The organism is Nocardioides sp. YR527, assembly GCF_900101045.1.
Taxonomy (GTDB): Bacteria; Actinomycetota; Actinomycetes; order Propionibacteriales; family Nocardioidaceae; genus Nocardioides.
This window is the reverse complement of record NZ_FNFN01000014.1, coordinates 76,747-88,886: the sequence shown is the minus strand read 5'-3', so window position 1 is coordinate 88,886 and position 12,140 is coordinate 76,747. Positions and strand designations below refer to the sequence as shown.

General features: G+C 67.1%; 13 protein-coding genes. 10 read left to right on the top strand and 3 right to left on the bottom strand.

Annotated features, from left to right (window positions below):
• Positions 1-116 precede the first annotated feature (116 nt).
• The 9 genes from BLT25_RS28450 (at position 117) to BLT25_RS28410 (ending at position 9,612) form a co-directional block, all read left to right on the top strand.
• On the top strand, positions 117-647 hold the full coding sequence (locus tag BLT25_RS28450) for a flavin reductase family protein (protein WP_091053040.1): 531 nt from the start codon (positions 117-119) through the stop codon (positions 645-647).
• Between the two features lie 59 nt (positions 648-706).
• The gene (locus tag BLT25_RS28445; protein ID WP_091053038.1) at positions 707-2,071 is read left to right on the top strand and encodes an NAD-dependent succinate-semialdehyde dehydrogenase; all 1,365 of its coding nucleotides are present in this window, start codon (positions 707-709) and stop codon (positions 2,069-2,071) included.
• A gap of 35 nt (positions 2,072-2,106) precedes the next feature.
• The gene (locus BLT25_RS28440) at positions 2,107-3,156 is read left to right on the top strand and encodes a 2,3-butanediol dehydrogenase (RefSeq protein WP_091053037.1); all 1,050 of its coding nucleotides are present in this window, start codon (positions 2,107-2,109) and stop codon (positions 3,154-3,156) included.
• Positions 3,157-3,490: 334 nt separating this feature from the next.
• The gene (locus tag BLT25_RS28435; RefSeq protein ID WP_176884383.1) at positions 3,491-4,621 is read left to right on the top strand and encodes a sugar ABC transporter substrate-binding protein; all 1,131 of its coding nucleotides are present in this window, start codon (positions 3,491-3,493) and stop codon (positions 4,619-4,621) included.
• A gap of 105 nt (positions 4,622-4,726) precedes the next feature.
• Positions 4,727-6,235 carry a sugar ABC transporter ATP-binding protein gene (locus tag BLT25_RS28430; RefSeq protein WP_091053033.1) on the top strand — a complete coding sequence of 503 codons (1,509 nt, stop codon included), beginning with the start codon at positions 4,727-4,729 and terminating at the stop codon, positions 6,233-6,235.
• Entirely contained in the window at positions 6,232-7,221 is a 990-nt protein-coding gene (locus tag BLT25_RS28425; RefSeq protein WP_091053031.1) for an ABC transporter permease, read from the top strand. The genes BLT25_RS28430 and BLT25_RS28425 overlap by 4 nt, the downstream gene beginning before the upstream one ends.
• Positions 7,218-8,246: an ABC transporter permease gene (locus BLT25_RS28420; protein WP_091053030.1), complete on the top strand. Its 1,029-nt coding sequence runs from the start codon at positions 7,218-7,220 to the stop codon at positions 8,244-8,246. Before BLT25_RS28425 ends, BLT25_RS28420 begins: the two co-directional genes overlap by 4 nt.
• A 67-nt stretch (positions 8,247-8,313) precedes the next feature.
• Positions 8,314-9,087, top strand: coding sequence for an SDR family NAD(P)-dependent oxidoreductase (locus BLT25_RS28415; RefSeq protein ID WP_091053028.1), 774 nt, complete (start codon positions 8,314-8,316; stop codon positions 9,085-9,087).
• 9 nt (positions 9,088-9,096) lie between these two features.
• Positions 9,097-9,612, top strand: coding sequence for an NUDIX domain-containing protein (locus BLT25_RS28410; RefSeq protein ID WP_091053027.1), 516 nt, complete (start codon positions 9,097-9,099; stop codon positions 9,610-9,612).
• Here BLT25_RS28410 and BLT25_RS28405 read toward each other — a convergent pair.
• A complete protein-coding gene (locus BLT25_RS28405; RefSeq protein ID WP_091053025.1) occupies positions 9,551-9,835 on the bottom strand; it encodes a putative antibiotic biosynthesis monooxygenase in 285 nt (94 codons plus the stop codon). The genes BLT25_RS28410 and BLT25_RS28405 overlap by 62 nt on opposite strands.
• 88 nt (positions 9,836-9,923) lie before the next feature.
• Between BLT25_RS28405 and BLT25_RS28400 the strand changes: the two genes are divergently transcribed.
• Complete coding sequence (locus BLT25_RS28400) at positions 9,924-10,484, top strand: TetR/AcrR family transcriptional regulator (RefSeq protein ID WP_176884379.1); 561 nt, start codon at positions 9,924-9,926, stop codon at positions 10,482-10,484.
• 33 nt (positions 10,485-10,517) lie between these two features.
• Here BLT25_RS28400 and BLT25_RS28395 read toward each other — a convergent pair whose 3' ends face one another.
• On the bottom strand, positions 10,518-11,354 hold the full coding sequence (locus tag BLT25_RS28395) for a PaaX family transcriptional regulator (RefSeq protein WP_176884377.1): 837 nt from the start codon (positions 11,352-11,354) through the stop codon (positions 10,518-10,520).
• A 32-nt stretch (positions 11,355-11,386) separates the two neighbouring features.
• Positions 11,387-12,139: a maleylpyruvate isomerase family mycothiol-dependent enzyme gene (locus BLT25_RS28390; protein WP_256328852.1), complete on the bottom strand. Its 753-nt coding sequence runs from the start codon at positions 12,137-12,139 to the stop codon at positions 11,387-11,389.
• Position 12,140: the final 1 nt, after the last annotated feature.

Sequence of the window (12,140 nt, the reverse complement as noted above, 5' to 3'; positions counted from 1 at the left end):
CGAGCTCGATGGTCGTCAGGCCAACGCGATCGCTCAGGCGACCGAGCGTCATGCCCAGGAACGCGCCGCGGCCGGCGCCACCTCCTGACCCGAACCACACACGACAGGACAACCCGATGATCCGTATGCAACAGGTCCTCACGACCCAGCAGCTCCGCCAGGCCTTCGGAGCCTTCCCCTCCGGCGTTGCCGCGATCTGTGCCCGCATCGACCGTGAGCCGGTCGGTATGGCCGCGAGCTCCTTCACCTCCGTATCCATCGAACCGCCACTGGTGTCGGTCTGCATCCAGAAGACCTCCTCGACCTGGCCGGTCCTGCGCGAGAGCAAGCGGCTCGGCCTCAGCGTGATGTCGCAGTGGCAGGACGTCGCGTGCCGCCAGCTGGCGAGCAAGGACGGCAACCGATTCGCCGAGATCGAGTGGGACGCCGGGCCTCACGACAGCATCTTCGTACGCGGCTCCAGCGCCTGGATGGAGGTCTCCCTCTACGACGAGGTGGAGGCCGGTGACCACCTCATCGCGCTCCTGGAGGTGCACGGCCTGGACATCTCGCCGCACACGCCTCCGCTCATCTTCCATGCCAGCAAGTTCCGCAAGATCGCGCTCACGCTCGACGAGGAACGACACACCGACGCCGAACAGTGGTGACGGCACCCGGCAGGGACCGCACCACGACCGAACGCCCAACCACCGAAGGAACCCGGTAGATGTACGCCACCACCAATCCCGCCACCGGCGAGCTCGTCAAAGAGTTCACGACCCTCACCGACGACGAGGCCAGAGAGTCGCTGGAACGCTCCGCCGCCGCGTACGCCTCGTGGTCCTGCCTCGACCTGGAGAAGCGAGCCGAGGTGCTGCGGCAGATGGCCGCGCTCCACCGTGAGCAGGCGGATGCCCTGGCCGCCCTGAGCACGCTCGAGATGGGCAAGCCGATCACTCAGGCCCGCGGTGAGATGGAGCTGGCCGCCTCGATCTACGACTACTACGCCGATCGCGGCCCGGCGCTGCTCGCCGACGAGGAGCTGGAGGTCGCCGGCACGGGACGGGCTCTTGTTCGTACGGCTCCGATCGGGCCTCTGCTGGGGATCATGCCGTGGAACTTTCCCTTCTACCAGGTAGCCCGGTTCGTCGCCCCCAACCTGCTCCTCGGCAACACCATCCTGCTCAAGCATGCTGAGAACTGTCCGCAGATCTCCCTGGCCATCGCGCGGATCGCCGAGCAGGCAGGTGCACCGGACGGCGTCTACCAAAGTGTCTTCGCCACCCACGACCAGGTTGCCGAGATGATCGCGAGCCCGCAGCTTCAGGGGGTCTCCCTCACCGGCTCGGAGCGAGCTGGACGCGCGGTGGGCGCACTCGCCGGGCAGCATCTGAAGAAGTGCGTCCTCGAGCTCGGCGGCTCCGACCCGTTGATCGTCCTGGCCGATGCGAATCTCGATGACGCCGTGACCGCCGCCGTCAACGGCAGGTTCTGGAATGCCGGCCAGGTGTGCACGTCGATGAAGCGCACGATCGTGGCCGAACCGGTCTGGGACGAGTTCGTCACGCGGTTCGTCGACGAGGTCACGACCTGGCAGCCGGGCGACCCCGCTCAGGAGGAGACCCGGCTCGGTCCGATGTCGTCCGAGCGAGCACGTGCCGATGTCGCCGAGGTCGTGCAGGACGCGATCGCCAAGGGAGCGACCGTCCACGTCGGCGGCGCTGTCCCGGACGGAAGCGGCGCCTACTATCCGGCGACCATCCTCTCCGACGTCACCCCGGAGATGCGTGCCTACCACGAAGAGATCTTCGGGCCGGTCGCCGTTCTCTACCAGGTCAAGTCGGCCGATGAAGCGGTCGACCTGGCCAACAGCTCGCCGTACGGCCTCGGTGGCGCGGTCTTCACCGCCGACGCCACCGCAGCGGCTCAGGTGGCCGACCGTCTCGAGGCAGGCATGGTCGGCCTCAACATGCTGGTCCGCAGCTCACCTGAGCTCCCCTTCGGCGGGGTCAAGAACTCCGGGATCGGCCGAGAGCTCGGTCGTTTCGGACTCGACGAGTTCGCCAACAAGAAGCTCGTACGCATCGCCTGATCAAACCGCCCACCCCCATCCACGGAGGACACATCATGCGCGCAGCCGTCTATCACGGGAACAGCAAGGTCGAGATCGAAGACGTCCCGGAGCCCGATCCCGGCCCCGGCGAGGTCAAGGTCAAAGTGCACAGGAACGGCATCTGTGGCACCGACCTCCACGAGTACTACGACGGACCGATCTTCATCTCCCCGTCCGATCCGCACCCCCTCACGGGGAAGTCCATGCCTGTCGTGCTCGGTCATGAGTTCTCCGGAACCATCACCGACGTAGGCGCGGACGTGAGCGGCGTGGGCGTCGGGGACGAGGTCACCATCGAGCCGATCTACCGCTGCGGCGAATGCCGCCCGTGCCGCACCGGCAACTACAACCTGTGCAACAAGATCGCCTTCCACGGTCTCATGGCCGACGGCGGGATGGCCGAGTTCACCGTTGTGCCGGTCAACCAGGTGCACAAGCTTCCCGATGGCGTCGACCTCGACCTGGGTGCTCTCGCCGAGCCGATGGCGGTTGCCTATCACGCCGCCAAGCTCGGCGACGTCGGTGACCAGGACTCCGCACTCATCTACGGTGGCGGGCCGATCGGGATCGGCTTGTGGTTCGCTCTCCGAGGACTCGGTCTCACCCAGATCGACATCGTGGAGCCATCGGCCGAGCGCCGGGCCGCCGTCGAGCGCCTCGGTGCCTCGACCCTCGACCCCGTGAACGTCGACATCCCTGAGCTGATCGCGGATCGCACTCACGGCGACGGCGTCGACGCCGCTTTCGATGCTGCGGGGGTCGCGCCTGCGATCGAGTCCGCGCTCGCGTGCCTCGGTGAGCGCCGCACCATGGTGAGTGTCGCGATCTACGACAAGCCGCTGCCGACGCCGCTCATCAACCTCGTCCTGCGCGAGCGGCGCATCCAAGGCACGATCTGCTACACCGGCGAGGACTTCCAGGCTGTCCTGAAGCTGATGAGTCAGGGCCACTACGACACGACCGGCTGGGTCGACACCGTCGCGCTGAGCGACGTCGTCGACGCGGGGTTCGCAGAGCTCCGTGCGGGTCGCAAGATGAAGCTGCTGGTGGACCCGTCGTCCTGACGAAGTCCACAGGAGGCCCGGACCTTTCGGTCCGGGCCTCCTGTGTTGTGCGGCGGGTGATCTCGGTGTCCAGGATGAGTGTCCCAACATGCAACAACAGGGGTGGACCCGCCACTCGTAGCGTGAGGACCACTCACAAAGTGACCGTCATCACGTCGATCGCTTGATGAGGGAAGTCGCTCGACGCGGACCACACCAGCGGTCCCCGTCGGCACGACGCCACGTTCATGTCATCCGGCCGCCACGGCGTTTGCCGGGACTCCGTCGGCATCTCGGGCCCGGCGATTCCCTCGGCGCGCAACCCGCGCGCTCACGACCGAAAGTCAGTGCAGACATGACCACACGTGCCCCACACGCGACCACAACGCTGGTCGCGGTTCTTCTCTCGCTGCTCGCCATCATGCTCGCCGCCTGCTCGAGCGCAGGCTCGTCCTCAGCCTCCGAGGTGGAGGGGACGGGCTCGGTCGAGGGCGACGGACAGCTCCTGATGGTGTTCATGCCCTCGACCTCCAACGTCTACCTCAAGGCTGCTGCCGAGTCGATCAAGAGCGAGGCAGCTGAGCTCGACTACACCGCGAAGATCGTCGAGAACGACTGGGACCAGACCGAGCAGGACCAGCAGGTCCAGGAATGGCTCTCCACGGGAGAGGAGGCTGCCGCGGTCCTCTTCTGGCCGGCGTCCGCCGCCGCCGCGACCAACTCGATCCGCCAGCTTGCTGCCAAGGCCCCCGTCATCCAATGGAACCAGGCCGTCCAGACCGACGCCGAAGACTTCGTCACGGCGTACGCGGGCGTGAGCGACGACGGTATCGGGGTACAGGCCGGCAAGGACGCCTTGGACGCCCTGGAGAAGGTCACCGCCGAAGGACGGACGTTCCAGGGCCCCGGCGGCAAACCCAACCTGATCGAGATCCGCTTCACATCGGGCTACGCGGCTGGTGACGATCGCGAGAAGTCCTTCGCCGACACCACGGGCGACACCTTCAACGTGCTCGCCGTCGAGCCGACCCCGACTGTCGACGCGCAGGGTGGCTTCGCGGCGGCCAGCCAGGTCATCCCGCAGCACCTCGACAAGGGCATCGACTTCGTCTACACCCACAGCAACGATGTGGCGAACGGCGTCGTGCAGGCCCTGGAGCAGAACGGTCTCAAGCCCGGCAAGGACGTGATCGTCATCGCCGGCACCTCCTCCGGGGATCTCACCAACCTCAAGAGCGGCAAGATCTGGTCCGCCGTCCTGCAGTCGCCGGTCATCGAGGGCACGCTCGTCGTGCGGACCGCCGCCCAGTACCTCGCCACGGGCGAGACCGTTGATGGCGACCACACCCTTCCGGTGGAGGAGACGACTCCGGCGCTCGACGTCGAGGCACCCCACCAGGCGACTTTCATGATGAATCCGCAGGTGACGGCGGCGAACCTCGACTCGATCACGGTCTGGGACCGCTCCTTCAGCGAGCTCAACTGATCCAGAGGTGGTGCTGCGCCGACGATCGGTCGTGGCGCAGCACCACCCCTGGAGCCGTCCTCAAGGGCGCCCCGCGCCCGCCAACATCTGCTGGAAGGAATCACCATGGAGGACACGCATACGCCTCGCTTGTCGGTCCGCGGCGTCACCAAGACATACGGGGCCTTCACGGCCCTGAACGAGGTCTCGTTCGAGCTTCGTGGCGGAGAGATCATGGCGCTGCTCGGTGAGAACGGAGCGGGCAAGAGCACCCTGGTCAAGATCCTGTCGGGCCTGGTCGCCCCTGACGCCGGCGAGATCGTCATCGATGGAGAGGCGGTCGACCTCGACACCGTGGCAGCCTCGCAGGCTGCCGGCATCGCTGTCGTTCAGCAGGAGTACAGCACGGTCCCGACGATGTCCGTGGCCGACAACCTGTTTCTCGGGCAAGCCGCTGCTCCCTGGATCCGACGGCCTCGCCGGCTTGTGCGCGAGGCTCGCGAGATCCTTGCTCGCGTCGGGCTCGAGCACCTCGACCCGCGCGTGGAGGTGGCAACACTCTCCGTCGCCGAGATGCAGCTGGTCGAGATCGCTCGCGTGCTGGCCAGGGATGCCCGCATCCTCATCTTCGACGAGCCCACCGCCGCCTTGTCCGATGCCGAGGTCGGTCGCGTCCTCGACGCCGCCCGCCGCCTTGCCGGCGAAGGGCGCAGCATCATCTATGTCACCCACCGCCTGGGCGAGGTGTTCGAGATCGCCGACCGGGTGACGATCTTCCGCAACGGGACCAGTGAGCCGCCGTACGACGTGGACGACCTCGACGTGGACACCGTGGTCGCGAAGATGATCGGCCGCGAGCTCGCTCATCTCTATCCCGACCGTGGAACCGGTGGCGGACAGGTCGTGCTCGAGGCGCGGAAGCTTGTCGCGCCGGGGTTCCGGGCCCCGCTGGACATGGTGGTTCGAGCCGGCGAGATCCACGGCCTCACCGGTCAGGTCGGCTCTGGTGCCAGCGCCGTCATCGAGGCACTGGCCGGCCTCGCGCCCGTCCTCGACGGAGAGCTGCGCATCGACGGATCCGCCGGAGCCGCTCGCAGCCGCCGGGCCGGCATCCGGGCCGGCGTGGCGTACTGCTCGCCGGATCGCAAGCGCGACGGCATCTTCGCCCAGTCCTCGGTCCGTCACAACCTGTCCTCACCCTGGCTGTCATCCGTCTCGCGGAGCGGATTCATCAAGAGGGCTCAGGAGACGCGCAGCGCATCAGCGGTTGCGGATGCCTTCGCGCTCGACGCCGGACGTCTGGACAGGACGCTGGGCTCGCTCTCCGGCGGCAACCAGCAGAAGGTCGCGGTCGGCAAGTGGAGCGGCATCCGGCCCCGGGTGCTCCTGGTGGAGGAACCGACACGCGGGGTCGACGTAGGCGCACGTGCGGACATCTACGCGACCTTGCGCCGTATTGCCGAATCGGGTGTTGCGGTCGTCGTGTGCTCGTCGGACACGAACGAGGTCCTCGGTCTGTCCGACACCGTCACCACCTTCTACCGCGGTGTCGCGACCCACAGTCGACCTGCCGCTGCCTGGACCGAGCACGAGCTGGTCCGCGAAGTACTTCACCGAGAGGAGGTCTCGGCATGACAGATATCGATGCTGCGGCCGCCCGATGGACATCCGTCGGTCGGCGCACGAGTATCGGCCGACTGGTCGCCCGGTACGCACTGCCGCTCATGATCATCAGCGTCGTGCTGGTCGCAGCCCTCACGACTCCGGGCTTCGCCGAGTCGACGAACTTCCGGGCCATCCTGATCAACACTGCGATCACAGGCATCGCTGCCGTGGGGATGACAGCTGTCACCCTCTCGGGCAACTTCTTCTCGCTCGGGGTCGGCGCCACGGTCGTGATGGCCGGGATCACCTTCCTCGCCACGGCCGACAGGACTGGATCGGCGGCATTGGCGATCGTCATCACGATCAGTGTGGTGGTCCTGCTCGGTGGTGCGCAGGCGCTCATCGTCGCGGCGGGACTGAACCCTGTCATCACGACCCTGGCCTTCGGGACCATCATCTACGGCGCCATCGCAGTCTGGACCGGGGGAGAGGTGGTCACAGCCGGCGCCACACAGGTCACAGGACTGGCGACTGCAGACCTTGTCGGACTTCCGATGCCGGTGGTCGCCTTCCTGGTGCTGACCGCAGTGGCGACGGTGCTCACTGAACGGACAGTGATGGGCCGCCAGCTCCGGCTCGTCGGCCAGAACCGCGAAACGGGCCGTACGACGGGGATCTCCGTGCTGGCGACGACGATCGTCGCCTTCACGTCCCTGTCGATCGGCGCAGCCCTAGCCGGAATCTTCTCAGCCGCCCAGCTACGCCAGATGCAGGCCAACGATCTCCCGAACCTGACCATGGACATCATCGCCGCGGTCCTGGTCGGCGGGGCGGCTGTCGGCGGAGGCGACGCGTCTCCTGCGCGATCTGCGTTGGGTGCGCTGCTCCTGGTGACTCTGGGCAACGTGATGCTCCTCCACGGCCTCGCGCCCGGAGTTCGGGTGTTCGGTGTCGGCGTCATCACGGTCGTCCTGGTCGTGACGCTCCATCTGATCAGGAAGGCGGACGCACGATGAACAAGGCAACCGATCTCTGGAACCGCTACGGCCTCCAGGGAGCCATCCTTCTGCTCCTGCTGGGCATCTTCACGATGATCGCACCGGGCTTCGTGGGCGAGAACGCTCTCTTCGCCGTGCTCGAACGTCTGGTACCGCTCGGGATCATCACCGCCGGCTTGGCGGCGACCATGATCGTCGGCGAGCTCGACCTGTCGATCGCGTCCATGGCTGCGGTCGCCGGCGCCGGGGTCATCGTCCTCGGCAACACCGGGTTGGGACTTGTGCCGCTCATCGTGCTGGCCTCGGTCGGCGGCGCCGTGATCGGGGTGATCCAGGGTTGGTCCATCGCGAGATTCGGCATCAGCTCCCTGGTGCTGACGGTGGCCACCTTGATCCTCCTCCGCGGCGTCGCGTCCCTGATCACCGAGGGTGTGCCGGTCAGTCTCGAGAACTACCTGCTGACCGACCCGCTCCTGGGCCGCAGCTGGGTCTTCTCGCCGCTCTCGGTGACCGCCCTGCTGATCCTCCTCTTGCTGGGTGCCTACCTCTCCCGTACCCGACCGGGACGAGCCATGTACGCGATCGGCGGCGGCCGTCAGGAAGCAGTGGCAGCCGGCGTTCCGCTGACCCGGACACTCGTCACCGCCTTCGCGATCTCCGGAGCCTGCGGAGCCCTTGCCGGTGCCATGTCGTCGCTGCGCAGCGGTTCGGCGACGCCAGACGGGTTCGGCACGATGCTGCTGCTCGGCGTGGCCGCTGCGCTCGTCGGCGGGATCGGCCTCAGCGGCGGCCGCGGCGACATGGTCAACGTCCTGCTGGGTGTCGTCATAGCCAGCACCTTGGCGGCAGGGCTGTCGACCATGGGCGTGAAGAGCTATGTGTCCGAGCTCTTCACGGGTGTCCTGCTGCTGGCGGTGATCGCACTCGAGGCAGGTGTCTCGCAGGTCGCGAGGCGACGCAACCTCGCCCGAGAACGACGGCTCTCCCTCGATGCGGCCGGCACGGCTCGGGCCCTCACCACAGAGCCACTTGCCTCTGCGTGACCCGACCTTCCATCAAGACGCGGTGCCTGCCCGGGCACCCGAACCAACACAACACAAGGAGAATGCAATGACCGTTGCACACATCACCGGCGCCGCTCGCGGGATCGGCAAGGCGATCGCGCTCCGGCTCGCTGCCGACGGACACGACATCGCCGTCTCGGATCTGCCCGCGATGACGGAGGAGCTCGAGAAGACGCGTGCCGAGATCGAGGCGTCCGGTGTCCGGGCAGTCGCGCTCACCGGCGACGTCACCGATCCCGAGTCCGTACGCCGTATCGTCGAGCAGACCGCCGAACAGCTCGGATCGCTCGACGTCATGGTCGCCAATGCAGGCATCGCGCAGACCAAGGCGCTCCTGGATGTCACCCCGGACGAGTACGACCTGGTCCACCGTGTCAACGGCAAGGGCCTGTTCCTCTGCTACACCGAGGCCGCGCGCCAGATGATCAAGCAGGGCAGGGGTGGCAAGATCATCGGTGCCTCCTCGATCGCCGGCCACAAGGGCTTCGGCCTTCTGGGGGTCTACTCCTCGTCGAAGTTCGGTGTCCGTGCTCTCACCCAGGCGGCCGCACAGGAGTGGGCCGAGCACGGCATCACCGTCAACGCCTACTGCCCGGGCATCGTCGACACTCAGATGTGGGTCGAGGTGGACCGCGATCTCGGCGCCATCAACGACATGGCTGAAGGTGAGTCGATGAAGGCGATGGCTGCTGGAATCACGCTCGGACGGGTGTCGCAGGGATCCGACGTCGCGGCCTTCGTGTCCTACCTCGCCGGGCCCGACTCCGACTACATGACGGGACAGTCGCCACTCATCGACGGCGGCATGCTGTTCGTCTGAGAAGACCCGATGAGCGCGACGACAGCCACGACTGAGCTATCGATGGAAAGAGGATGGGCACCGGTCGACGTGCCACGGTCTCGGACGGTCGTGGCTGTCGTCGTCGAATGGAGGGACCGTGTGCTGCTCCTGCGGCGCAGCGAGCGGGTCCGCCATGACAAGGGTCGTTGGCACTGCGTCACCGGCTATCTGGACCACGGCGCATCGCCCGAGCAGCAGGCACTCGTCGAGCTCCACGAGGAGACTGGACTGGGTGTGTGCGCTCTCGACTCGCTGGAGGAGCGAGGCATTCTGAACATCCCCGACGCCGCGGGCAGGATGTGGAGGGTTCACACCTTCCGCGTCTCGACCCGCCAACGGCGGCTGAGGTTGGACGACGAGCATGACGCCTATCGCTGGGTCGCGCCGCAGGCGGTCAGACGGTTCGGCAACAGGGTCACCTGGCTGGACGAGGTCCTGGCACTCAGCGGGACCGAAGCCGCGCATCGAGCGCCATCGTCGCGCGAAGCATCCAGGGGACGGTGACGTAGACGGACATCGGAACGACGAGACCGGTCAGCACGAGGAGTCGCGCGGCGGTCGGCCACTGCGGGACGAACGCCGTGAGCGCGGCCATCCCCAAGGTGGCAGCCGGGTAGATAGCGAGCCAGGTGACGACGGCTCGAGTGTGTACAGATGCGACCCCGGGCCGGCGATGATGCTCGTGATCGGGCTCGTCGGCGGCCAGGGACTGCCCGTCATGATGCATCCGGGTCGTACCTCCAACTGATTGGTTGGTTTGCGTGAGCAGCCCAGTCTAGCGGCGATCCAACTAGTTGGTTGGTAACGTTGGTCACGTGCCCCGCAATCCCGATCACACGCGTGAGCAGCTGTTCACGGCCGCCGTCGAAGAGTTCAGTGAGCACGGGTTCGCGGGCGCGCGCATCGACCGGCTCTGTCAGCGGGCAGGCGTCAACAAGGAACGGCTGTATGCCAACTTCGGCACCAAGCGCTCATTGTTCGAGAGCGTGCTGGCGGCCAAGCTGGCCGAGGCTCTCGACCAGGCGCGGGTACGCGGGACCGGTGCCGCGGCGGCGGCCGCGTTCGCCGGCGACTACTTCGATGCGTGCCGTCGCGCGCCGGAGGTGCCACGGCTGGTGGCGTGGGAGGCCCTCGAGCTGAAGGATCCCGTCGTCCTCGATGAACGGAGGGAGCGTGCCATGCACAAGATCTCCGAGCTCCAGGTGGCCCTTCCGAAGATGTCGCCGCAGCAGGTCGAAGACCTGTTTCTCACGGTCGTCGGCTTGTGCCACACGTGGTTCACCCACGGCAACCTGGCCCGGATCATCGCCGGCGACGACACCGAGCACGATCGGCGCCGGGCCGTCATCGCCTCGCTGACGGCAGCCATGTGCTGACGGCAGACCGCTCGACCGTCGTGACGAGGTCGCTCACACCCGCCGACGGCCAACCATCTCCGCGTCGGTGACCTCATGGCCGATGACGTCACCGACGTAGGCGCGGGCGGCTGGTCCGAGGGCAGCATGCGCTTCGTGGAACAGCTGGTACGCGGCGTATCCCGACCACGGGTCGGGTGTCAGCTGCGGCGGGAGCTGCGGATCGCGGAACGGGAAGTGGCGATACCGTGCGATCAGGTGCGTGCGCGCGGCCAGCGCCTCGGCGCCTTGGAGCCGCGATGCCTTCTTCGGCAGGTCGCGATGGCCGGCGACGAACTCGTCGTACTCCTCTCCCAGACTGGCGAGGTCCCAGCACTGTTGGGCGAGCGACCGGTCGTGCTCGACGCCGTCTGAGGAGCAGATCAGCACCTCGGCCTGCTTGGCGTCCAGGTCGGCGAGCAGGCCGCGGGCAGTCTCGCGACGGTCGTCGGGAGTCAGCCAGGTCGACGTGCTGAGCGGCCCGAACCCGTGCCATGCCAGTGCCTTGCGGAGCTGGTCCCGGTCGTGGCGGTCGCTCTCGGAGAGCTGGTAGATCACCAGTGTCCACTGCCCAGACCAGTCGTTCGGCGGCGCCGCGAAGATACGCTCGCGTCCCTCATCGAGGACCTCGAGCATGTTCTCGGTCAGCTGGTAGCGGCTTTCACGGCCCGTACGCTGCACCGTGAACCACCCCTCCCGGCGAAGCCGCGACATCGTGACCCGCACCGTCGGCGGAGCGATGTCGAAGGCTTCGAGGAGAGTGATCAGATGACCGAGCTGGATGCCCTCGTCGACGAACCGTAGGTACTCTCCGAAGAGGTCGAGGACGAGACTGCGTGGTTTGGCCGGCATGGAACTCATCATGCCGGTAGATCTGTCCAGGGTCAGATCCATCGCGGTGCCTCAATGGGCACGCCGCCCGGCCAGGCAAGGTCGATGTCGCGGCGTTGAGGTGCCATCCGACCTGTGGCCCAGGCCGCCAACGCTGCGACGGGTCCTTCGACGACGACTCCGCTCTCGCCACCGGCCCACTGCTTCGGCAGGCTCTCGTCGGTGGCCCGGAGCGCGGGAAGGGCCTGCTCGTCCCGGGTACGCCAGGTGCCATGGATGTCGTCGAGCAACCGCGTGAGTACGTCGGTGGGGATGTCGCTCACCTGGGCACCGCCGGCCAGATCGACGGCGTGCAACCAGACCTCGCGGGTGCGCATCCACACCGTCTCGGACACGGGTACATCGCGTCCCTGGGCCGTGACCACCTGGAAGGACCAGCGGTCAGCGGGGAGGTCTCGCCAGCGGACATCGAGGTCGATGGCAGAGTGCTCGACCAGGTTGCGCAGGGCTTCGGGGTTGAGGGTGGCGCCGAAGTCGATCTCTTCGGCACGAGCACCGGGGGAGGAGTACATCGGGTTCGGCTCACCGGTGGCTGCCCACTCGACCAGCCGCGCGATCGCTCGCGCGTTGTAGCCGACATGCGCAACCACGTGGCGGCGCGTCCAGCCAGGCAGGAGCGACGGCTCATCGAGGTCGTCGTCCGAGAGCTGGTTGAGTGCACGGCGGAACATCGACGTGCCGAGCCTGACGTTCGCGAGGTCTCGGATCACGTCGACGTCCCGCACGAGGTCTGTGCGTGCGGGCACG